Below are 21,176 nucleotides of genomic sequence, written 5' to 3'. Positions count from 1 at the left end.
GTTACTGCCTAACCGCTAGCCTGTCCCAGAGAAGGGGGAGGTGCTGAAGGTGGCTGTCGAGCCGACACCGCGGCGACGCCGCCTTGCGAGCGAAGTCCGGCTTGCCCGGACCCGACTTGGCTGGAGCGTCGAACAAGCCGCCGTCGCACTCGGGTATAGCTCCGCGTCCACCATCTCCAAGATCGAGAACGGTACGCAGGGGATCAAGCCGCAGCAACTCCCGCACTTTTTCGATGTCCTCCAGATCGCCGACCCCGCCGTCCAGGAAGCCTGGCGCGAGATGGTGCGGAACGCCCGCGACCGTGACTGGCACCAGCGCTACCCCGGCGTCGCAGACGATCCCCTCGGCGACTACCTCGTCAACCTGGAGATCGCCAACACCCTGTTCATCTGGTGTCCCGTAGTCGTCCACGGTCTTCTTCAGTGCGATGACTATGAGCGGGCCGTAGTCGTCGCTGGCCGCGCCTGGAAGAGTGACGAGGACATTGAGCGCTTCATCACGGTACGGCGGAACACCCGCCTCAGCGCGCTGTCCCGCAAGACCCCGCTACGGATCTGGGCGGTACTCACCGAGGCTCAGCTTCGTCAGGAAGTCGGCGGTCGGGCTACAGCCCGTGCTCAAGTGCTTCATCTCATCGAACTGGCTCGCGCGCACCGTGACATCGTCATCCAGGTCGTCCCGCTGTCGCGCGGCGCGCACGCCGGCACAGACGGGCCCTTCATGGCCTGGACGTTCCCGACCGGCCATGACTCGGTCACCATCGAGGGTATGAAGACCGCCCTTCACCTCAACGACCCTGCAACCGTCACCGACTACCACACCTGCAGCGATCACCTGAAGACCGATGCCCTGCCGCCGAAGGAATCGCTGGAACTGCTCGCTCGAATCGCCAAGGACCTCTTGTGACCCACGACTTCGCGCCCCACGTTTCCCTCGTTGACGCTGACACCATCGTCGCCGCTGAGGAGAAGAACCTCCTTGATCCGGCGTGGGTCAGGGACCAGTTCGAACGTGCGGAGTGGCTGACGGCCAGCAGCGGTGGCACCAACTGTGTCAAGGTCGCCTTCCTCGACCGTGGACTCGTCGGGGTGGGTGACACCTTGAACCCTGGCAAGGACCCTCTCCTCTTCGCGTGGACCGAGTGGAAGGACTTCCTTGAAGGCGCCAGGGCTGGGCGATTCGATCGCACCGCAGCCCCCACTGCCTAGCCGCGGGCCGCTCCTGCACGTCACACAGCGCCGTCGCAGCTTGAGTCTCACCTGAGACGGTGGCGGCCCACGCCCTGGCTGTGGTGCGCTCCATCCAGGACGACTTGGAGCAGCCGGTCATTGACCTGTACATCGGCCTGCTGCGTGAGCGGTAGGCGGTACCCGATCCCGTGACCGGCGTGCCGGGACCGGTGGCGCGGAAAGTCGGGCGAACGCCGGGGCGCGAACCGGCTTGCCGTGTGCCGCCGTGTCACTCGGATGGGTGGGCGCGCGGCTGTGTCCCTGGCGGTCATTGTCTGAGGGTGGGCTGGCGGATAGATCTGTCGCGGGCGACCTGTTTCCCGGCATTCCGCCGGCTCCGCCCGAGTATCGAGAGGACACCCTGATGGCCACCGTTTCCCGGCATGAGCAGTACTTCGACACCATCGACACGGACAAGAGTGGAACCGTGACGTTGGCCGACTACGAGCGTGTGGCCGATCGAGTCGCCAAGGCATTCAGCCTCGCGGCCGATGACCCCCGCGCGGAGACGCTGAAGGACGTCTACTGCTGTGACCGCATAGGTTCACCGGGTTGTTGCGTGCTTGTCGAGGGCGGCTCAGCGATCGACATCGGAGACTGGTCCGACCGTGGTGATAACTCCGGTCCACCAGTCCGGTCGATCGGTGGGCTGCCACGAGACTTCCAGCTGTCGGTGGGTCAGCTCTTCGGCCCTGCGGTGGAGTGCAGCCTGTGCCGTCTCGGGCTCGCCTGAGGGCGCGGGATGATCGAGAGCGCCGTCGGCGGTGCCGCCAGGTGCTTCGAAGTAGATGGCGAACCGCCACCGGTCTGGCGTGCGGTAGAGGACGAGGGTCTTCGGAGTCCCGAACGTGTGCCAGTACGGCTTCCTGCTGCTTCCCATGGAGGAAGTATCGGCGGCAGCTGGTCAGGCAGCGGTAGCCAGTGCTCGTCCGCCCCAGCGCATGCCCTTCTCGCTGCGGATGCGGGCACGTTCGCGGCGCTGGGCGGTGAGGACGTCGGGGTGGCGGGCGTTGGCGTTGCGCCAACGGAGGTATGCGTGCAGCGCGCGGGTCTGGACGGTGTGGTTGGGGTGGTTCGAGTTCGCCAGCGTGAACTGCCGCAGCGGTCCGAAATGCGCCTCGATCGGGTTCGCCCAGGAGGCATTGGTCGGGGTGAAGCACAGGTGGACGTTGTTGTTGCGGGACCAGCAGCGGATCTTCTTGCCGTTGTGGGCGGACAGGTTGTCCAGGATCACGTAGACCGGGGCACCGTCCGGGCGGGCAGCCCGGATCGATCGGAGCGCGGCGAGACTGTTGATGGTGCCTTTGCGACGGCGGTTGACGCCCCACAAGGTGTCATCGCCTATCGAGTAGCAGCCATGGAAGTAGGTCACGCCGTGGGTGCGGTGGTAAGTCGCCGGAAGGCGGTCGGGCCGACCCTCGTTGGCCCAGCAGGAGCCTGCGATGGGGCGGATACCGAGGGGGCCGAACTCGTCGAACGCGAACGTGCGATCGGGGAAGCGTTCCAGGACGTGCTCGATCCGGTCGAGCTTGGCGTCCCGGTCGGGGTCGGTGGACTCCTTCCACGTCTTGGTGCGCTGGAAGGTGACGCCGCGTCGGGCGAGCAGGCAGCGCAGGGCCTCACGGCCGATGCGGATCACCCGGCCGTGGACCTTGCGCAGGTAGACGGCGAGCTTGCGGATCGACCAGCGGGTGAAGGGCTGCCCGAGCTTGGCCGGGCGGGTGGTGGCCGTCTGGATGACGAAGTCCTCGTCGTCAGGACTGAGCAGGCGGGGACGGCCTCCCGCCCAACGAGGGTCCAGGCAGGCCAGACCGATCTCGTTGAAGCGATGGATGACATCGCGCACCGTGTCCTCGTCGGCCGCTACCAGCTGGGCGATGACCGGCACGCGGTTCCCGCCGGCCGACGCCAGGAGCATCATCGCCCGCCGGTAGCGCACCGAACTCGTACTGCCGCGCCGCACAATCCGCTGTAACTGCTGGCCCTCCTGGTCGGTCAGTCTCCGAACCTTGACCGGCTCCGCCACCATGCCTCCCCCGAATCTCGGATGTCCCCCACATCCAACCGGTCCGGACGGTGCCACCGCCAACCCGGCGAACCTATGCGGTCAGAGCACTACCAAACGTTCTTCAAGAACATGGAGCGCGTCCTCGCTGGCGACGACCGCCTCGGCAAGGGCAACAGCACCCTGTCCAAGGAGCAGTTCGTCAAGGCGCTGAGTCTCTTGGGCGCAGAAGACTCTGGCCGTGCAATCGAGCCCGTCTCGGGCTGGCTGTTCCTTCTCGCGGACACCGACAAGCGCGGGCACCTGGACCTGGACAAGTTCACACGCCTGGTCCAGGCCACCAGCGACGCTCCCGCCCACGTCGCCAACAAGGCCTTCGACCGGGCCCATGCTCCCAGCGAGGACATGGTCAGTCGTCACGGGCTCGCCGCGAGCGCCCGCGAATTCCTGTACCGCCCGCAGCGGGAGACCACCGCCGGCAGCCTCCTGCTCGGCTTGCAGTAAGCAGCACACCAGCCGGACGGGCACGGGGCGGGCGGCAACGGCCCGCCCCGTGCTGGTCAACGAGCCGGGCCGCAGGAAGCCCGGCTCGGATGCCGGGCGGCTGGCCGGGCCCGGGCCAGCGCACCAGCTCAACGACGCGCCGGCCCGCCCGTTCCTCTCGGTGGGGCCGCCGGGGCTACTCGTCGTCCTGGTCGTCGTCGTCCACCGCGTCCGGGTCACGCAGCGGGCGCAGGGCGCCCTCGGGCTGGGAGGGGGCGAAGGCGTACCGGCCCAGGACGTTCAGATGCCCGGCCTTGAGGGGCGAGAGGCGGGCGACGTCTTCGTCCAGGACGTCGTGCTCGCGCGCTTCGGCGGGCAGCGCCCGCAGCTGCTCGACCGCGGCGTCCAAGTAGCGGGTGTTCCACAGCGTATCCGGGGTGAAATAAGAGATGCATGACGTTTGTGCAGGTCGATCGCTTGCGGTCGCGTCCGGCAACGGAACCCTGGTGACGGTCAGTCATTCTCTTCTGGGTGTGCCTCCGCCTCCACAGCAAGGTCGTAGCGGTAGTCGCCAACGCTGATGCGATGAACTTGGGACGTGCAGCCTCCCCCGCCACCGCTTGTCGCTACGGTTGGTGCGAATGACCTCGCCAAGTGGCTGGCCTGACCTACGAGGGGCTCTCATGTCAGAGGATCAGGACGATGTGGTTACTGAGCAATCGGACAACGAGCGACGGCTCGGCATCGACATCCGGCAGCACGCGGGCGGCCTCGTCCTTACTGGCGACAACAACCGAATCGTTCAGCTGGGATCGGGCGCGTTCCATGCGGCTCCACCACCACCTACACGTGAAGATCCGCGCCAGGTGTTCCTTGCTGAGGTCCGGGCCCTGGCGCTCAAGGAGGCGTCGCGCTTTTCCCTGCTCAGCTTGATCTTTATGGCCGCTGGAGCAACCATCCTGCTTTGCGGTGGTGTCCTGGCTCTGATACGTCACGGCCCGTCCGCCGGCCCCTCGGCGGCCCTGATGACTAGTCTCGGGGGCGTGCTCATCGGGACTTGTGGTGGAGCCCTTGCGCTGCAGTCAAAACGATCACAACGGCGCTTGACCGCTGAGGCTGATCGAGTTGCCAAGGAACTGCTCCAGGATCACACGCGTGAGGAGGTGCTTGCTCTGATCGACCGGATTGATGACGCCGCACTCAGGGATCGCCTCAGGTCCATCACCGCGATGGAGATACTCGGCTTGTCTCCGGCTCCCGAGGATGTCGCTAGTCGAGTGTTCCCAGCGGCCAGCAGCACCCCACCTGAGATCAGTCCACCATCCTCTGATCAATGAACGATCAGAGGTCAAAGGTGCCTCCTCCCTTCCCGGCTAGGATCGGAACTCCTCCTCGAAGCCGTTATGCAATTCCCCCAGCTCGCCCATTACGCGCTCCGTGTGAGACCGGGGACCGAGGCGTCGTCGCAGTTCTAGGTTCTCGCTATGCGCGGCTTCGAGGGCTTGCCGCAGGGCCTGGACTTCGGCGCGGTGCCGCTGCTTGAGCTCGGCGAGCTGGGCGGTGAGGGTGCGGACGACGCTGCTGGGCGAGTGGGACAGTGCAGATCTGCAGAGCGAAGCCGAGGCGGTTGTGGTCCCCCCGCCGTTTCGCGATCAGCAGGCGGTCCTCGTCATCGAGGAAGAAGAAACGCTCCAGCTCAGGGCGGGTCGGCACATCCTTGAAGGTGCCGTAGGACGCGGCCTGATCATCAGTTAAGAACTCAACGGGCACGGCCACTGACCGTACGCAGGCAACTACGCGCCAGGAGGGCGGTTTACCGAACCGCGATCAAGTACTTCCTGCGGCTGACCTGCACGGGAGGCTTAGCGCTAACCGCTGTACCGCTGCTACTCAAGACCGTGCAAGCGGATCGGTGGCGGATCGTCAATGCGCCTTGCGGGTAGGACCTTCTCGTGGTGAACCCGGTTCATCAGTGGTCGGGGGCAGGTACGGTCCGAGGAGATACCAGAGGAGGGGTGGGCGGTATGAGCCAGTGGCCGGAGTTCACGACAGGCGAGCGGGTCAAGATGCTCCGCGGCAAGAGAACGCAAGAGGATGTCGCCAACGCAAGCGGAGTCTCGCTGCACACCCTGCGGAAGCTCGAGCAAGGCGGGAACGTCTCCCTCCCGACCCTGCTGAGGATCGCCGAGGGCCTGCACACCGACGTGTCGGTGATCCTCGGGCAGCAAGCACCCCGTAGGGGCATGAGCCCGAACGACCGGGCGATGCTGCGCGACCTGTCCCGCGCCGTCCATGACACGGCGGCCGGCATCCTTTTCGACCCCTCCGAAGACGCCGCCCCCGGCCCGGCCGACCTCGCCGAAGCCGCGTCGCGCCTCTGGCGGGTCTACTGGCGGGGCGCGTACACGGACGCCGGAGTGCTGGCAGCTCCATTCCTGCGATCGGTCGCCCTCTACGCCAAGCATGCTCCGGCAGGCCAGGAAGCCGCCGTGAGCGCTCTGCTTTCCGACGCCTACCGCGCGTGCGGGCTGATCGCCAACTTCCTCGGCGCGCGGGACCTCGCGTACGCGGCCATCGGCCACGCCATGCGGTACTCGGAACTTGCCGCTGACCCGGTCCGGGTCTCGATGCTCGGGTCCGCCCGCGCGAGGGTCCTCCTGCGCGATAACCGGGTGGAGCAGGCGCTACACGAAGCGGAGGCCGCGGCCGCGCGGTACGAGCCGACGTTCTCGGAGCAGGGCTCCGGGCTCCTCGCCGCCTACGGCAAGAACATCACCTTCGCCGCCGTAGCAGCCTCCCGCCTCGGCGACTCCGCGCGCGCCGCTGATCTGATGTCCCAGTCCCACGCCGTGGCCGCCCGGCTGGGCCGCGACGTCTACAGCAACGGGATGCAGTTCGGACCCGCCTACGCCGCCGCCCAAGCCGTGGGCGTCAACGTGGCGCTCGGCAACGCAGGGCGTGCCCTTGAGATCGCGGGACGATTCGACCCCACCGGCCTCACCCAGGCTGCCCACAACCGCATGATGCTCGACGTCGCGCTCGCGCAGTGCGACGCCCGCCAGTGGGACACCTCCGTCGACACCCTGCTCGAGGTGTGCTCCGCCCACCCCGAGTGGTCGCGCCACCAGGCCATCCCAGGTGTCATCATCCAGAAGGCCGGCCAAGCCAGCACCAGCCGGCTGCGGAAGTTGTCCCAGATCCTCGGGACCTCTCCGACTGTCCGACTCGCCTGACCCTCGGGAGAACACGTTGCGCGGCCTGATCCTCGACTTCGCGGGAGTGATGACCACTCCCATCGGCCAGTCGTCCCGGGCGTGGTGCGCCCGGGAGGGCCTGCCCGCTGACACCTGGCGCAGCACCCTGGAGGACGATCCAGTCGGCCGTGCGCTGTACGTGGAGCTGGAGCTCGGTCGGATGTCCCAGGAGGAGTGGAACCGGGGCACGGCGGCGATCATGGGCGTGGAGCCCGACAATCTGATGGGGCGCGCGCACGCGAAGGTCCGCGCGGTTCCCGCCATGGTCGAACTCGCCCGTGCCGCCAGGGACGCCGGGATCGTGGTGGCGCTGTTGTCGAACTCCTACGGCCTCGCCCCGTACAACCCCTACGTGGAGACCGGGGTGTGGGATCTGTTCGACGTGCGGGTGATCAGTGGCGATGAGGGGATAGCCAAGCCGGAACCGGCGATCTACCAGCGCACGCTCGACCGCATGGGCCTGGCCGGCTCCGAGTGCATCTTCGTGGACGACCACCGTAGGAACCTCCCGCCGGCCGAGTTGCTTGGCATCGCCACGGTCCACGCGGACGGCCCGGAGACGGCCTCGAGGGTCGCGCGCCTTCTGGAGCTGGAGGCGCCTCGGTCCAGTGCTATGACACCGGACGAGGCAACCACCGGCGTCTAGTTGACGACGAATCGAAGAACTCGTACGCGCCATGCGAGTACCGCCCTGTACGGCTTCCGGAAGTCGTACAGGGCGCAGGTTCACCGACCGTCGCAGTTCCGCGACAGTGGTCGCATGCCTTCGGACACACCTCGCTCACCGGGCCGAGTCCCGGTAGCGCTGTACATCGCAACCGCCAATGGGGACGCGGGTGGTGCTCTCGCGGACCCGTGTCGCCAGTACGCGGATGCTCGGGAGTGGGTTGTCGCGGAGACGTTCACCGACACCGGGCCGCTCGCCGACCTCAACGACCGATCCGGTTGGCTTGACCTCTCCGACGCGCTGTCGCGTGGCACGGTGAAGGGCATCGTGACCTGGACACGGTCGATGGTGGCAGGCAGCGTTGAGGAGTGGGACCGGCTGACGGCGATCCTGGCCGACCGCGGGTGGTTTCTGGTCGCGGGTGCGCTGGACACCCCGGGTCAGCCGCTCTACAGCGGTGGGCCCCGTTCGAGCCCGGCAGCGCCGCGGGGAAGGGCTCACGTCTCGGGCGACGGCATGCGGGGACGTGGCTCGGGTGAAGGCGCTAGCGGGCGCTGAGGGCTCCAGGCGCCGGCGCATCGGCTGATGACGAAGTCGGCTCCCCAACTCGGCAACTTCAGGAATCCAGTCTCTACTGCTCGTGCACCATCCCGTCGCGGAGGAACTGTCATGCGCACGACTAATACTCGCGTGGTCGCTGCGAGATTTGAGGAGGTCAGGTCGGCCCGGCGGCAGATCATCCGGGACCTGAACAACCTCGGCGTCGTCCTCGAAGACGCCATAGCAGCCGACGTGCAGCTCTGCCTCACCGAACTCCTCGGCAACGCCATCGCCTACGGCTGTGGCGGAGAGGCGGAGGACGACACCCTTCGGATCAGCTACGGTGCTCAACTCCACGACGACGGGACGCTACGCATCTGGGTGGCTGACCCGGCACCGGAACTGCCCCGCCTCGTGAACGCCGGGACCGAAGTGACCGGAGGGCGAGGCCTGCTCCTCGTCGAGAAGTACATGGACAAGATTGGGTGGCACGATGTGCCTCCGGATCCGGAAGCCCCGCCCCGGGCCAAGATTGTCTGGTTCGAGATCGCCGCCACCGTCGCCGACAACGAGACCGCTGAGGAAGCCGTTACTTCGGCGGCCGCCAGCGGCGCGCGCACGGACATCCTCGCCGGTGAGACTCAGCGCTCGCGGCTTTGGCCGGTCAGCACTGGGGTCAGTCGCAACCGTGTGCTGCCGCGCCCCCTGCTCAGGAGCGTCGCATGAGAACGCTGCTCAGACGCCTCTCGATCAAGGCTCGCCGCCGAACGCCCCCCACACCCCGGTCGGCGCCCACCCGGACCGAGGCGGAACGTCCCACCGCCCTGAGCGTCTTCACCCGCGAACGGCCCTGGAGACCAGCCGCACCGTTCTGGTGCACCGTCACCGCCTACTACACCTCCGGCCAGCCGATGCGGATCTGGAGCGGCGGCGCCCACGGCGTCCGACTGGCGGTCAAGGTGCTGCGCGCGCGAGTCGAGGCGCTGGTGGGCGAACTCGACCTTCCCGAGGACAGCACGCCCGGGCTGTGGTTGCGCAGCCCGGCCGCCGAGGCCAGGGCCTACGACGATCTCGCTGCGAGCCGGTCCCACGCCATCACCGTCAACCACGGCGACGTCGTCTACATCGTGGCTGCCGCCGAGACCGTCGACGCCGGGGCGGGGCCGTCCGCCCGCACCCTGGTCGCGGTCTGACGGGAGAACTCCGTGGTCTACACGAGACGGGGCCGGGTCCGGCAGAGCCCCAACTTCAACCAGGGAGCGACCTGGCTGGCCGCCGCCAACCGGTTGCCGGAACTGGCCGTCGACCGATGGCGGGCAGGCCAGCTCGCCGACATCGAAACCGGCGAGCTGTTCAACGTCCTGCGCGTCAACGGCGAGCAGCTCGGCATGACCGTCTTGAAGGGCCTGCGTCTGGCCGACAGGCCGGTCGGCCCGGTGCTGCACAACCGCACCGGCCAGTGCGTCGAATTCCTGGTCACGACCCGGGCCGCCGCGCAGTGGGACATGCCGCGTACTGAGCTGATCGGCCGGCCCGCGGACGGTGATCCACCCGACACGGTCCCGATGCCGGCGCCCGGCATGCAGCGGGTCTCCGGGAGGAGCTGGCTCGTGCTCCCGGACGGCGAGCGCAGGCCGACCGACCTGGGCGACCTGGCCGTGGCCCTGCGGCACGCCCGCGACCGACTGCGGCGCACCGACCACTGAACTCCCGTCGCGGCCGAAGGCGGCTCTGAGGCCGCGACGGGCACCCGGCCCGGTCGTTCATCCCCCCTTGAACGGCCGGACCGGGGCGGATCGGCTGTCCCCGCAGCCGATCCGCAAGCTGACCGTTCCCAGGCTGGGCGCACGCTCCGGCGGTCGCGCTGCGCCCCCTGGGGACGGTCGGCTTCGATCTCCAAGCAAGACCAACGACGAAGCCCTGCGGCAACCGCAGACCGGAAGGAACCACGATGCGATCCAGCTCCCGCGGGCCGGCGGAGAATGCGGCCGACCCGCTCGGGCACCAGGACGGCACCGGCTGGACGGACCGGGCGTCGGACATCCTGCGCTCCTATTATCTGGGCGCGACGGTCACCGAGCTGTGCGAGTGGTACGGGATTCCCGACCGCAACGGGTTCAACCGGCTCCGGCTGCGCCACCACGCGCCCACGCGCCCACCGCGCCGGTCGCGGCCCGCCGCCGCGCAGCCGGAGCGGGCCGAGACCCGGCCGAGCCCCCAGGCCCGGGAGATCACCGACGAACGGCTCGTCCTGCAGTTGCACGACCAGCTCTATGACATGCAGCAGCGGGTCCTCACCTCCTTGATGGGCCCCATCCTGCCCGTCGTCTGACGCCACCCAGTCCCCCTCGACCGCCGACCCGTTCCCGAGGACCGTGCGATGACCGACAACGACCAGACGCCTCCTTCGGTGCGTGCCCCCGAGCGCCGGCTTCCGGTGGTGCAGGAGCCCCGGGTCCGCCGGTGCGGGCACTACGCCGACCTCACGGAAGAAGAGGGCGAGGTGATGGCGCTGCTGGCCGCAGACTTGAACGTCGTGCAGATCATCGAGCGCACCGGTGCGTCCGACTACGCCGTCCGGACCCACATCAGCACGCTGGGGAAGAAGCTCGGGGCGGCCACGCTGCCGCAGATCACCGACATCGCGTGCCGGACGGGACTGCTGGTCCCGCCCCGGGGCGTGCTGAAGACGGCGATCTCCGTCACCGCGCTCGCCTCGTTCCAGGCTCTGGCACACGGCGGCACCCGAGAGCGGATCGCCCGCCGCAAGAAGATCTCGCAGAACACGGTCGCCAACCACTTGGCGGCCGTCCGCGCCCGGATGCGTACTGAGTGGAACCCGGCGGCGGTCTACCGGCTCCACGGGGTGGTGCCTGCGGTCCTGGACGCCACCACCCCGCCCTGCCCGTTCTGCGCTGCCGGGGGCGCATCGTGAACCACGCCCTGCCGCGCGTGCCGCAGCCGAAGGCTGATGGCCGCCCGCGCCCGGCCTGCGGCCTACCGAGCGAGAACGGCGGCCGCCAACGCGGCGCAGGCCTGCACCGCCACCAGGCGCCGCAGTCCCACCGGACTCGCGCGCAGCTGGTGCTCACACTGCCGCGCCCGCTCGAACAGCAGCCTCTCCAGGCGCGCGCGGGTGCTCCGGACGGCCTTGCCGGGCGGCTCCTCACACACGGAGCGCAGTGCCATCCCCGCCGAGCGCAGTGTCAGCATGACCCGCGCGTAGTGCGCCTCGGCGAGTTCGGTGCCCGGAACCGGGGTGTCGTCCTGGGCGCGCTGCTGCCAGGAGCGGGTGACGGCGTCGGCGACGGCGGCGGTATCAGCGGCCGCCCGCGCGAACACGTCGCCAGGGTGGCCGGCCTGCCCCAGCAGCCGCTGCACCTCGGCGGCCTCACCCGTCAGGGCCTCGGCCAGGACGGCGAGCGCCACCGCGGGGGAGTCCTCGAACCGGGTAGCGGCGTGCCAGCGCGGAACCTCCGGCAGCAGGGTCAGCGTGCCGTGCCGGGCGGCATGGTGGGCCAGGTGCTCGCCGTAGGCCGGAGCCTGCTGCCCGTGGTCGCGGACCGTCAACTCCTCGATCGGCGGCATCCGGTAGACCCCGGGGCCGAGCACCGGCCAGCCGACGACGTCCGACGGCGCGGCGTCGCCAACGGGCAGGCCGTGCCGTCCGGCGATGGCGGCCAGGTGGGCGGCCAGGCCCGGCACGGCCCGGCTCGCGACGAAGAACGGGGAGCCGAACTCGGCGTTGTGCAGGCTCACGACAGCGGCCGGCTCCAGTTCGTCCACCAGGTCGGCCAGCGCCTGCTGCTCCGGCAGTCCGAACCGGTGGACCCCGCCCCGCCAGGGAATGGGAAATGTCCATTCCGGCTGCTCCGCCAGCGCCGGACGGTAGAAGTAGCGGTGTTCAGTGTGGAGGTCGAGCGGCATGCTCGTCCACTCGGAATTCAGCGCTGCTCCGTCGGGGTCCACGCATGGCAGGAAATTCCAGGCAACACCGTCGCGCAGCTCCGGCCGTGCGGTTACCAGCTCGGCCAGGAACGCGACGGTCGCATACCCCACCGGTTCGTTCGAGTGCGGTCCGCCGACCACCAGCACGGACCGCCTCCCCGCCCCGACCGACAGCACCTCCAGCGCCCGACCCCCACGTGACGTGCCGATACGCCGCATCCGGCACAACCCTGCCTCGCGCCGGGCGATGCCGCGAAGCCGCCGTGTGAGCTCTTCCACCGAAGGCACCAGCTCCGCGGCCGGCACCAGCTCCGCATAGCCGGCCAGCCGCTCGTCCAGACCGGAAAGGAAATCAGCCACCGCTAAAAACCCCTTCTCGAAACCGGTCCAGGATAATCCTGGGCCGGAATTAAGCGCTGCCCGAAAATGGGCATTGAAAGTGATCTGTTAAATCCCTGGAAAACTCTTCCGGGGGGAGTTGATGAATGCTTTCATAGGTGTCGGCGAATTCGCCACCATCCTTTTCGATACCGCCAGGAGGACCTTCATGGACGCCCCCCTCGCCGCCGCCCCGGCCACCGACCCGCAGGACACCGAGCAGCCGCAGGACAGCGGGCTGCGCCCGGCCGCCGCCCACGAGCTGCTGGGCTGCACCGTCTCCGGCCAGTAGCCCACCGGCACCATCCGTGGCGGGCCCGGCAGCGTGCCAGGCCCGCCCTGCCCCCGGTCCGCCCTCGACTCGAGGAACCCCAGTGAGCCACCTGCGACTGCGCGCCGAGCACCAGCCCACGATCCGGCCGGACGGCCGGATCCAGATCGGCTCGCTACCCGGCCTCGCGAGCATCCTGCCCGACCTCTACGGCTGGCGCTGGCGCCTCCTCCAGCTCCTGGACGGCACCCTGACGGCAGACCAGGCAGTTCACGCGATCACCGCCGAGCGCCCGGACGTCCCGGCCGCCCAGGTGCGACTGCTGCTCCTCGACCTGATCCGCGCCGGGCACGTGCAGGACGCCACCCCACCCGGCCCGGCCGCCCGCCTGAACGCCGGCACCGTCCGACTCCACCGGCGCGGTATCCAGTACTGGGAGATGGTCGACCGCAACCCCCGCCGAACCGGCGCGGACATCCAACAAGCCCTCGCGCGCTGCGCGGTGACCGTCGTCGGCATCGGTGGCGTCGGCTCCACCGCCGCGGCCGCGCTGGCCGCCGCCGGAGTCGGCCGCCTGATCCTGGCCGACCACGACCGCGTCGAGGACTCCAACCTCAACCGGCAGCTCCTCTACACCCGCGCCGACCTCGGCCGACACAAAGTCGACGCCGCCCGCGAACGACTGCTGGAACGCCACCCCGACCTCGACCTCGTCCTGCTGCCCGAACAGATCACCCGCCAGGTGCAGTTCACGCGCCTGATGCGCCGGTGCGACCTGCTGATCCTCGCCGCCGACGAACCCGACGGCCTGTGCCTGACTGCCAACCGCGCCGCCCTCGCCACCTCCCGGGCCTGGATCGACCCCGGCTACCACGGCCCCGTCATCAGCACCGCGCTGTACACGCCCGGCACCGGCGACGGCCCGTGCTGGGAGTGCGTGCGCCACGCCGACGCCACCGCCTACGGACTGCCCGGCGTCCACGGCGACGTCCTGGCCGCCGCCCTGCCCCGCCCCCTCGGCAACCCCGTCATCTCCACCAGCGCACTCCTGGCGGGCTCCTACGCCGCCCACGCCGCGCTCACCCACCTCACTGGCACCCGCAGTACGAACCCGGCAGGCACCATCCAGCGGCACAGCCTCATCGCCCCCGCCGACCAGCCGCTGGGCCCCGTCACCCACCCCCGCACCCCCGACTGCCCTTCCTGCGCCCCGTACCACCCGAACGCCACACAGGCCGACTCGCGGAAGATCCCTGCCGTCCGCTGACCCACAGCAGCACCGTCCGGGCCTGGAGGACAGCACGCCTACCGCCCGCCGTCCGATGAGTTCCCGGACGGCCGACTCCATGGCCGGCTCTCTCCCTACCCGACGGCGGCCCGCCGTCGATCGCCGAGCGCTCCGGGGCGAGAACACCGCGCTCCTGCGCATCCGCACATCACGCACCACCCATGGCGGCCGTCCGGGTTAGGGCCGCACTCCCACCACCCAACCGCGCCACAGGAGTTCCACCATGCCCGATCCGCTCATCGAGGAGCACGCCTTCCTCAGCAACACCCGCACCGCCGCCCTCACCCGGTCCGACGGCACGATGACGTGGCTGTGCCTGCCGGGCTTCGACTCCGCCGCGGTCTTCGCCAGCCTCCTCGGCACCCCTGCGGCCGGATTCTGGCGAGTCGGCCCGGCGACATACACCAACACGCCGCCCGTGAGCCAGCGCCGCTACGTCGGCGACACCCTTGCCGTCGAACAGGTCTGGGACACCGGCAGCGGCGTGCTGGAGGTGGTCGACTTCCTGCCCAGCCCGGACGCCACCGGGTACGCGCCGCCGACGATCGTGCGCATCGCCACCTGCCGCAGCGGCATGGTCCGCCTCGGCTCCGAGTTCCGCCCCCGCCCCGGCTACGGCTCCCTGACCCCCGGGATACACCAGGTGGACTACGGCACCTCCAGGCTGCGCGTGACAGCCGGCAGCGACACCTACTGGCTGGACGGCCCGAGCCACAACGTCAACCTCGGCGGTACCGCCTCGTGCGACATGCCGCTGCGCTCCGGACAGAGCGTCGTCTTCGCCCTGACGTGGACGCGCACCGGCGCCCCGGCGCCCACCCCGATGACGGACAGCACCGCACTGGAGGCAACGAAGCGGTACTGGACCGAGTGGGCGTCCGCCTGCACCTACCAGGGCCAGCACCGGGACGCCGTCGTCCGGTCGGCGCTCACCCTCAAGGGCCTGTGCGACGCCGGCGGCGCGACGGTCGCGGCCCCGACGACCTCACTGCCCGCACCCATCGGCGGGGTACGCAACTGGGACTACCGCTACACCTGGCCACGCGACACCGCCTGGATCATGCAGTCCCTCCTGTCCCTGGGGTACACCGAAGAGGCCACCGCCTACCGGGACTGGCTGACCACCCACGTCGGCCCGGACGGCCCCACACCCCTGTACGGCCTCAACGGCGAGCCCGTCCCCGCCGAGGAAACCCTGCCCCACCTCAGGGGCTACCGCGGCTCCACGCCGGTGCGGATCGGCAACGCCGCCGCCGGACAACACCAGCTCGACGTGTACGGCGAACTCGCAGACCTGCTCCAGCAGATCGACGACGCAGGCATCCCGCCCTGCCCCGACGCCGACCGCCTGCTGCTCGCCATCGCCCTCAACGTCGAGGCGCTGTGGGAGCAACCCGACGACGGAATGTGGGAGAGCCGGGGCACCCGCCGCCGCTACGTCTCCTCCCTGGTCTGGGCCTGGGTCGCCCTGGACCGGGCAGTCCGCGTGCTGTCCCGCCACGGTGCCACCGACGAGGAAACCCTGCTGCGCCTGGCGGCGACCGCCGAGGCCATCCACACCGAGGTGTGCGCCCAGGGCTACGACGCTGAACGCAACACCTTCACCCAGTACTTCGGCAGCCAGAATCTGGACGCATCCCTCCTACACATCGCCCGCGTCGGCTTCCTTCCCCCGGACGACAAGCGGGTGATCGGCACCGTCGAAGCAGTGGAGCGCGAACTCTCCACCAGTGGCGGCATGCTCTTGCGCTACCCCACCCACGCCGACGCCGCCGACAACGTGGACGGACTGGCCGGCCACGAAGGGGCGTTCCTCGCCACCGCGTTCTGGATGGTCGAAGCCCTCGCCCTCATCGGCAGGAACGGCGAGGCCCGGGAACTACTCGACCGCCTCCTGGCCGTGCGCAGCGACCTCGGCCTCCTCGCCGAGCAGTACGACCCCGCCCAGGGAATCCACCTCGGAAACTACCCGCAAGGCCTGTCCCACGACGGCGTGATCCGCGCCGTCCTCGCCGTCGCCGCCCCGGCTTGCCAATCCCACTGAGAAGGACACCAAATGGCCAGGCCCACAATCTTGTTCGGCACCTTCAACCTCGAGAAGGACGGGTTCACGCCGGACGGTCGCGGCGGCGGCAACTTCGACCGCTTCTACGCCGCCCATGAAGAACTGTCCAAGTACCCTTTCGCCGCGCTGTTCCGACAGGAGACGAGCTTCTCTGAGCAGCGAGGAGGGTTCCTCCGGTTCGAAGCCGAGCGCATGTTGGGGATGCGGAGCTTCATCGCCCCACAGGCCCCGCAGGCACCCTCGGACCCGAGCAACCCGCCGGCGGTCTTCGTCAACCAGGACGCCTTCCGGGTAGTCGGCGAGTGGCCGCAGACCAGGAGCTGGTGGCAGTCGCCGGCCGCGGTGACCGTGCGGTACGGCGAGGCGCTGACCACCATCTAGCTCGCCTCAGTGCACCTCTGCTACCACTCTCCGGAGGTTCGCACGGTCGAGGCCCGGATCATGACGACCTGGCAGAACCAAAATCAAGTCCTGATCGCCGCAGGCGACTTTAACTCGAAGAGCGCCACCGCCCAGGAGAAGACCCCGGGTCCGGACTGGCCGAACACGCTCGACCGCACCCATCAAGAGCACCGCACACGCGACGGCGTCCACGACGACACCGAACCCGACCAGATCCTCACCCGGGCTGGTATCGACGACGTCGCCCTGTACGCCGCCACCCACCTCAGCCAAGACGACGCCCTCGAACCGACCGCCAGCATGTACCCCGAGGTCAACCTTCGACAGGGCCCGCCTCAACGGATCGACTTCCTTCGATTCCCCCGGGTGCTGCTCCCCGCGGTGAAGAGCGTCAAGGTCGTGCCTCTGCCCGAAGTCTCCGACCACGGCCTGATTCTCGTGGAGGTGTGGGCGGACACGTTCCAGGAACGCCTCTACCTGCACCGAGACTTCGACTACCGTCTGCCGATCTGACCTCAAGCGCCCACCAGCACAGAACCGGCCGGTCCTCCAGCTCATCCGGGTGAGCGCTCGCGGATTGGATGAGGCCGCCTACCAGTGCCGGGGACAGTCGGACACGGGTGAGTGGAGGTGTTGGCACTCGCAGCACGGCGCAGGGCCGCCGCCATCGTGCGGCGGCCCGGGACGACACAAGACGGCGCCTCCGCCTACCTTCGGGCCCCCGCCACCGAGCTACACCAGGAGGACGACGGTGGAGCTGATCGTCACGGCCGAGGAGATCGCCCGCCGCCTCGGCTTTCTCAGCCCACTCAACGACGGCGTACGGCAGCGCATTGAGACCGCCATCGAGGACGCCCAAGACACCCTCGTCGCCCACCTCGGCCGCCCGCTGCTGCCCGTCCAGTACACCGAGAGCGGCGTCCACGCTGGCACCGACGGCTGGGTGCTCCACCACGCGCCCCTCATCGCGGTGATCTCCGCCGTCCTCGACACGGGCACGCCGTCGGGCCCCTTCGGCTCGCCGACCTACACCATCACCTACACCGCTGGCATCGACGCCCGCGCCGACCCGCAGACAGCCCCGCTGCGCCTGTGGGTCAGGGCGACGGCCTGCCATCACCCGCTGCTCGCGGACGCACCCGTGCGGCAGCGCCGTATCGCCTCCGCCTCCGTCGAGGGCCAGTCGGTCACCTACGACACCGCGGCCGAGCCGCCGGTGCTGCTCGCGCCGCCGGACCTTGACACCACCGACCGGTGGCGGCTGCGTGGCCGCCGCATCTACCAGGTGCCGATCAGGCCGAACCCTCCCGGGCTCACCATCCAGGGTGGCTACGGCACGGGCGGGCTGTGATGGCTGTTCTGCTCGCCGACCGGCAACTCGGCGTCCGCACCCGGGGAACACCCGTCCTGGACGTGCACGGCGCGGAGATGACCGGGCCGCTCGGTCCGCTGCGGGGACCGTGGCCCGGGCGGGCCGCGCCGCAGACCGACGGCACGTGGCACCTGGCCCTGGACGGGCAGGCAGGCACTCTGCTGGTCGGCGACGTCGTAGCCGAGCCGGCCACCGGCACCGAGTGGACGGTGCTTGCTGCCGACGAGGTGACCAGCGCCAGCCATCCGACCCTGGCGTACGTGCGGGTGAGGGCCCGAGCCCGTACCTCGAACGGTACCCGGCCCGAAGGGCACCCCTGATGGCGCACCTCGACCTGCCCGCCGACATCGCCCAGCTTCTGGCCCCGCTGATGCTGCGGCACACACAGAGCCTGGCCGAAGAGGTCGCGGAGGAGGCCCGGCGACGAGCTCCGGCGGCGAAGACCTGGCACATCCAGGAGGACGGTCAGGCACGGCCCACCCATCAGGCCGCCGATGGGCAGACTGTGCCCGCCCCGGTGCCGTTCAAGGTCGGCGACGCCTTCCTCGTCGGGCCCCGCGACCCGGACGGTTCGGCCGAGGAGACAGCCGGCTGCCGGTGCACGGTCACCGAGGACCCGGAAGCGGTCGCCGCGACCATCTCGGCAGGCAAGGCCGCCATCGACGGCGAGCGAACCCGCGCTGAGGTGACGTGCGACTTCCCGAGGGCAGCCGAGGCGGAGTTCGCGCACGGCGAGGGCACGCACTTCATGAGCGGCGCCACCTCGCAGGTCGCCAACCGGCACCGGTGACCGCAAGCCCCAGGCGCCGGGCCTGCCCGCGGTCTGGCCCGGCGGGACGGTAGAGGTCCAGACTGCTTTCCTTCGGCCGGTCACCCCATTCCCGTCCGAAGGACCCGTCATGGCACACACCGACACCGTCAGGATCATCCTCGCCCACCACCTCGACCGGCAGGGGAAGCCACTGCTGCCCGGCGACGAGATCGAGGTGCCGCACGATGAGGCCCGGCAACTGATCAGCGCCGGGTACGTGGCCGGTGTGGACCCATCCGACGCCGAGGCCGTCGCCAAGGCCCTCGCGCCCGCGGTCGAGCGCAAGCCGGCCCTGTCGAAGGCGCCGGCCAACAAGGCCGCCGAGGGCCAGGCGAGTGCGTGACCTGGCCTCCCTGGACGCCGAGGAGCTTGCCGTCACCTGGCTGTCCCAACACGACGAGCTGACCGGTGTCCTGGGAGGCCCCGGCCGGGTGGGGGCCCGCAACGCTCCGCCCTACCCGCGTATCCGCATCACCCAGGTGCCTGGTGGCTCCGCCCCGGGGTGGCGTTGGACCGCCACCTTTCACCTCCAGGTCGAAGCGCTCGGCGACCTCGACCGCTCCACACCGCGCCCGGTGCTGCGCCTGGCGTTCACCACCGCGGTCAAGGCCCTGCACGAGCTGGCCGCGCAGGAGGGGAAGCCGGGGAGGCCGGTGGTGACCGCAGTGCGGGCGTTGTCGGCGGGCGGGTGGCTGCCGGAGCCGACCGGGCAGGGCCGGTACGTGGGCGTAGTCGCGTTCACCGCGCACCCCGCTGCCGGGTGAGGCCGGGGGATTGTGCGAGTTGCGCGACAGCCTCATGCGCGGTGAGGGGCGGGGACGGCGCGACGCTACCGCCCGGCGGGGCCTACGGTCCGGCACGTCCCTGGCGCGTCCCTTGAGGAGGATCGACCGTGCCCACGGAGAGCCTGTTCGTTGCCCAGATGGCCCGGCTGTACCTGGCGCCGCCAGGTACGATCGCGCCCACGGACCCGGTGGCGGCGATGCCGACCGGGTGGACGGAGGTCGGGCTGTTCAAGCCGGGTTCGTTGGAGTGGAACACCGACCCCAAGTTCGAGGACATCAAGAGCCACCAGTTGCGGTACGCGGCTCGGACGATTCAGACCGAGGACGCGGCGACGGTCAAGGTCGAGCTTCAGGAGTGGAACGCTCGCAACATCGTCGCGGTGTACGGCGGTGGCGAGGTCACCTCGACCACCCAGAGCGGCAAGACGTTCTACCGGTACAGCCCGCCCAAGGTGGGCGGTCGCAAGCAGTTCGAGGCGGCGGTGGAGCTGATCGACGGCTCGAAGCACTACCGCCGGCTGGTGCCGCTGTGCGAGCAGGTCGCGTCGGTGAACCAGAAGTTCCCCAACGACTCCGAGTCCACGTTGCCGCTGGAGCTGAAGGTGATCGGCGGGGCCGTCGGCGACCCGTGGTACGACCTGACTGACGACCCCGGCTTCGCTCCGGCGGCGGCGTGAACTTCCCCTGGAAGTAGCAACATTGGGCCTGTGCCCATAGGTGGCCCCTGCGCCTACTGTGGATCACGTCGGGCGGCCCTCCCCCCCTGGGGCAGCCCGACCCAGCGATGCCCCGGCTACCCCCCTGGCCGGGGCATCGCCGTGTTCATACGGGGGGTGGCTTTGGTGGCTGGGCCACGTCTAGGTGCGCCGTCGGACTCTCGAAGCCAGGCAGGGGGAGGTCATCGAACAGAGATGACCCCCTACCCGCGAGCGGTGCTGATGGCGAAGGGGCGGCCCATCTCTGCTCGAGGCCAGGCAAGTCGCCCCAGAGGGATGGTCGGGTGTTCGTTGGCGTAGGCGTAGTTGAGCTGGGAGGCTTCGCTCGGTCTTCGTCATCGGCCTGGATCCACAGCTGGCTGAGGGTCAGTGCAGTGGACTCGCTCTGGTCTTGCGATAGGCCCTTGATCCGGCTGAGAAGCTCGACCACAAGGGCGTCTACAAGGCTGGCCATCGGCAGACGAGGGTGGCTGAAAGCGTTGTAGATCGTGGTCCTGCTCGCGTCGGGCACACTACGGGCCGCCAGCGCGTTCGTCATCACTCCGATGGACGGCGAGTGCGCGCGCCGGTGTAGGTCATGGAGCCAGTCGTTCAGCTCCTTGTGCGGCCCATCGGGAAGGTCTGGCCGTTTAAGTCGTCCGGCACGTCCCACGGCCGCCCCCACCACCGTTCACAACCGTTCAACTGTGTTCCACCGCCTCTAACGTTAGCAAGTCGCAGTCCGACGCGGTTGCCGATGTTCTTGCTCGTCCGGCGAGTTGGATCGGGCGTCCACCGTGGTTCTTCCCTACGAGGAAGGACACGTACATGGCCCAAAAGCAGCTCCGAACGATCCGCCGGCTCGGCCGGGCCGCCTTGTTCCAAGCTCTGCGCGGGGCGGCGTACGCGACCGGCGGCGCACTCGTGACGTGGCTGATCCACCGCACTTAGCGTCAAGAGGTCGCGCGCCCGGCGCGACGCT

The 21,176-nt window shown here is 69.5% G+C and carries 27 protein-coding genes and 3 pseudogenes; 25 read left to right on the top strand and 5 right to left on the bottom strand.

Going from position 1 to position 21,176, the window contains the following annotated elements:
• The first annotated feature begins 40 nt into the window (after positions 1–40).
• The 3 genes from AB0P03_RS14160 to AB0P03_RS14150 all read left to right on the top strand — a co-directional run bounded on the left by AB0P03_RS14160 (position 41) and on the right by AB0P03_RS14150 (position 1,963).
• A complete protein-coding gene (locus AB0P03_RS14160; RefSeq protein ID WP_363629057.1) occupies positions 41–907 on the top strand; it encodes a helix-turn-helix transcriptional regulator in 867 nt (288 codons plus the stop codon).
• Positions 904–1,209: a DUF397 domain-containing protein gene (locus tag AB0P03_RS14155; protein WP_363629056.1), complete on the top strand. Its 306-nt coding sequence runs from the start codon at positions 904–906 to the stop codon at positions 1,207–1,209. Before AB0P03_RS14160 ends, AB0P03_RS14155 begins: the two co-directional genes overlap by 4 nt.
• 385 nt (positions 1,210–1,594) lie before the next feature.
• Positions 1,595–1,963, top strand: coding sequence for a hypothetical protein (locus AB0P03_RS14150; protein ID WP_363629054.1), 369 nt, complete (start codon positions 1,595–1,597; stop codon positions 1,961–1,963).
• A 171-nt stretch (positions 1,964–2,134) separates the two neighbouring features.
• Here the strand turns inward: AB0P03_RS14150 and AB0P03_RS14145 are convergent, their stop codons facing one another.
• Positions 2,135–3,256, bottom strand: coding sequence for an IS630 family transposase (locus AB0P03_RS14145; protein ID WP_363629157.1), 1,122 nt, complete (start codon positions 3,254–3,256; stop codon positions 2,135–2,137).
• 111 nt (positions 3,257–3,367) lie between these two features.
• Between AB0P03_RS14145 and AB0P03_RS14140 the strand changes: the two genes are divergently transcribed.
• Positions 3,368–3,739, top strand: coding sequence for a hypothetical protein (locus AB0P03_RS14140; protein WP_363629053.1), 372 nt, complete (start codon positions 3,368–3,370; stop codon positions 3,737–3,739).
• Between the two features lie 175 nt (positions 3,740–3,914).
• On the opposite strand, the pseudogene AB0P03_RS14135 reads toward AB0P03_RS14140, so the two are convergent.
• Positions 3,915–4,145 (bottom strand): annotated as a pseudogene (locus AB0P03_RS14135) (Tn3 family transposase); the annotation flags it as partial.
• Between the two features lie 256 nt (positions 4,146–4,401).
• On the opposite strand from AB0P03_RS14135, the gene AB0P03_RS14130 reads away from it, so the two are divergent.
• Complete coding sequence (locus tag AB0P03_RS14130) at positions 4,402–5,055, top strand: hypothetical protein (protein WP_363629051.1); 654 nt, start codon at positions 4,402–4,404, stop codon at positions 5,053–5,055.
• 256 nt (positions 5,056–5,311) lie between these two features.
• Here AB0P03_RS14130 and AB0P03_RS14125 read toward each other — a convergent pair.
• Positions 5,312–5,488 (bottom strand): annotated as a pseudogene (locus tag AB0P03_RS14125) (DUF4158 domain-containing protein); the annotation flags it as partial.
• 254 nt (positions 5,489–5,742) lie between these two features.
• On the opposite strand from AB0P03_RS14125, the gene AB0P03_RS14120 reads away from it, so the two are divergent.
• The 8 genes from AB0P03_RS14120 to AB0P03_RS14085 all read left to right on the top strand — a co-directional run bounded on the left by AB0P03_RS14120 (position 5,743) and on the right by AB0P03_RS14085 (position 11,114).
• Complete coding sequence (locus tag AB0P03_RS14120; RefSeq protein WP_363629050.1) at positions 5,743–6,951, top strand: helix-turn-helix transcriptional regulator; 1,209 nt, start codon at positions 5,743–5,745, stop codon at positions 6,949–6,951.
• 16 nt (positions 6,952–6,967) lie between these two features.
• Positions 6,968–7,618 carry an HAD family phosphatase gene (locus tag AB0P03_RS14115; protein ID WP_363629049.1) on the top strand — a complete coding sequence of 217 codons (651 nt, stop codon included), beginning with the start codon at positions 6,968–6,970 and terminating at the stop codon, positions 7,616–7,618.
• A 114-nt stretch (positions 7,619–7,732) separates the two neighbouring features.
• Positions 7,733–8,197: a recombinase family protein gene (locus tag AB0P03_RS14110; RefSeq protein ID WP_363629047.1), complete on the top strand. Its 465-nt coding sequence runs from the start codon at positions 7,733–7,735 to the stop codon at positions 8,195–8,197.
• Between the two features lie 111 nt (positions 8,198–8,308).
• On the top strand, positions 8,309–8,905 hold the full coding sequence (locus AB0P03_RS14105) for an ATP-binding protein (RefSeq protein ID WP_363629046.1): 597 nt from the start codon (positions 8,309–8,311) through the stop codon (positions 8,903–8,905).
• Positions 8,902–9,372 carry a hypothetical protein gene (locus AB0P03_RS14100; protein ID WP_363629045.1) on the top strand — a complete coding sequence of 157 codons (471 nt, stop codon included), beginning with the start codon at positions 8,902–8,904 and terminating at the stop codon, positions 9,370–9,372. The genes AB0P03_RS14105 and AB0P03_RS14100 overlap by 4 nt, the downstream gene beginning before the upstream one ends.
• Positions 9,373–9,384: 12 nt before the next feature.
• Complete coding sequence (locus tag AB0P03_RS14095) at positions 9,385–9,885, top strand: hypothetical protein (protein WP_363629044.1); 501 nt, start codon at positions 9,385–9,387, stop codon at positions 9,883–9,885.
• Positions 9,886–10,130: 245 nt separating this feature from the next.
• Complete coding sequence (locus AB0P03_RS14090; protein ID WP_363629042.1) at positions 10,131–10,511, top strand: hypothetical protein; 381 nt, start codon at positions 10,131–10,133, stop codon at positions 10,509–10,511.
• Between the two features lie 48 nt (positions 10,512–10,559).
• Positions 10,560–11,114, top strand: a complete 555-nt coding sequence (locus AB0P03_RS14085; RefSeq protein ID WP_363629040.1) for a LuxR C-terminal-related transcriptional regulator — start codon at positions 10,560–10,562, stop codon at positions 11,112–11,114.
• A 62-nt stretch (positions 11,115–11,176) separates the two neighbouring features.
• Here AB0P03_RS14085 and AB0P03_RS14080 read toward each other — a convergent pair whose 3' ends face one another.
• A complete protein-coding gene (locus AB0P03_RS14080; protein ID WP_363629159.1) occupies positions 11,177–12,106 on the bottom strand; it encodes a hypothetical protein in 930 nt (309 codons plus the stop codon).
• A 21-nt stretch (positions 12,107–12,127) separates the two neighbouring features.
• Positions 12,128–12,406 (bottom strand): annotated as a pseudogene (locus AB0P03_RS14075) (M14 family zinc carboxypeptidase); the annotation flags it as partial.
• 268 nt (positions 12,407–12,674) lie between these two features.
• Here AB0P03_RS14075 and AB0P03_RS14070 point away from each other — a divergent pair.
• From AB0P03_RS14070 to AB0P03_RS14015, 12 genes are all read left to right on the top strand, one after another.
• Positions 12,675–12,797 carry a hypothetical protein gene (locus tag AB0P03_RS14070; protein WP_363629038.1) on the top strand — a complete coding sequence of 41 codons (123 nt, stop codon included), beginning with the start codon at positions 12,675–12,677 and terminating at the stop codon, positions 12,795–12,797.
• 82 nt (positions 12,798–12,879) lie between these two features.
• A complete protein-coding gene (locus tag AB0P03_RS14065) occupies positions 12,880–14,043 on the top strand; it encodes a ThiF family adenylyltransferase (protein WP_363629036.1) in 1,164 nt (387 codons plus the stop codon).
• A gap of 244 nt (positions 14,044–14,287) precedes the next feature.
• Positions 14,288–16,108 carry a glycoside hydrolase family 15 protein gene (locus tag AB0P03_RS14060; protein WP_363629035.1) on the top strand — a complete coding sequence of 607 codons (1,821 nt, stop codon included), beginning with the start codon at positions 14,288–14,290 and terminating at the stop codon, positions 16,106–16,108.
• Positions 16,109–16,120: 12 nt separating this feature from the next.
• Positions 16,121–16,510 carry a hypothetical protein gene (locus AB0P03_RS14055; protein ID WP_363629034.1) on the top strand — a complete coding sequence of 130 codons (390 nt, stop codon included), beginning with the start codon at positions 16,121–16,123 and terminating at the stop codon, positions 16,508–16,510.
• A gap of 60 nt (positions 16,511–16,570) precedes the next feature.
• Positions 16,571–17,044 (top strand): hypothetical protein, encoded by a 474-nt coding sequence (locus AB0P03_RS14050; RefSeq protein WP_363629032.1) that lies wholly within the window; start codon positions 16,571–16,573, stop codon positions 17,042–17,044.
• Positions 17,045–17,282: 238 nt separating this feature from the next.
• The gene (locus tag AB0P03_RS14045) at positions 17,283–17,882 is read left to right on the top strand and encodes a hypothetical protein (RefSeq protein WP_363629030.1); all 600 of its coding nucleotides are present in this window, start codon (positions 17,283–17,285) and stop codon (positions 17,880–17,882) included.
• Complete coding sequence (locus tag AB0P03_RS14040) at positions 17,882–18,223, top strand: hypothetical protein (RefSeq protein WP_363629029.1); 342 nt, start codon at positions 17,882–17,884, stop codon at positions 18,221–18,223. The genes AB0P03_RS14045 and AB0P03_RS14040 overlap by 1 nt, the downstream gene beginning before the upstream one ends.
• Positions 18,223–18,693, top strand: coding sequence for a hypothetical protein (locus tag AB0P03_RS14035; protein WP_363629027.1), 471 nt, complete (start codon positions 18,223–18,225; stop codon positions 18,691–18,693). The genes AB0P03_RS14040 and AB0P03_RS14035 overlap by 1 nt, the downstream gene beginning before the upstream one ends.
• A gap of 109 nt (positions 18,694–18,802) precedes the next feature.
• Entirely contained in the window at positions 18,803–19,057 is a 255-nt protein-coding gene (locus tag AB0P03_RS14030; protein ID WP_363629025.1) for a hypothetical protein, read from the top strand.
• Entirely contained in the window at positions 19,050–19,478 is a 429-nt protein-coding gene (locus tag AB0P03_RS14025) for a hypothetical protein (RefSeq protein WP_363629024.1), read from the top strand. Before AB0P03_RS14030 ends, AB0P03_RS14025 begins: the two co-directional genes overlap by 8 nt.
• A gap of 128 nt (positions 19,479–19,606) precedes the next feature.
• Positions 19,607–20,176, top strand: coding sequence for a hypothetical protein (locus tag AB0P03_RS14020; RefSeq protein ID WP_363629022.1), 570 nt, complete (start codon positions 19,607–19,609; stop codon positions 20,174–20,176).
• Between the two features lie 846 nt (positions 20,177–21,022).
• The gene (locus AB0P03_RS14015) at positions 21,023–21,145 is read left to right on the top strand and encodes a hypothetical protein (protein WP_363629020.1); all 123 of its coding nucleotides are present in this window, start codon (positions 21,023–21,025) and stop codon (positions 21,143–21,145) included.
• Positions 21,146–21,176 lie beyond the last annotated feature (31 nt).

This window comes from Kitasatospora sp. NPDC088779 (assembly GCF_040685395.1).
Classification (GTDB): Bacteria; Actinomycetota; Actinomycetes; order Streptomycetales; family Streptomycetaceae; genus Kitasatospora.
This window is presented reverse-complemented; position numbering and strand designations above follow the sequence as displayed.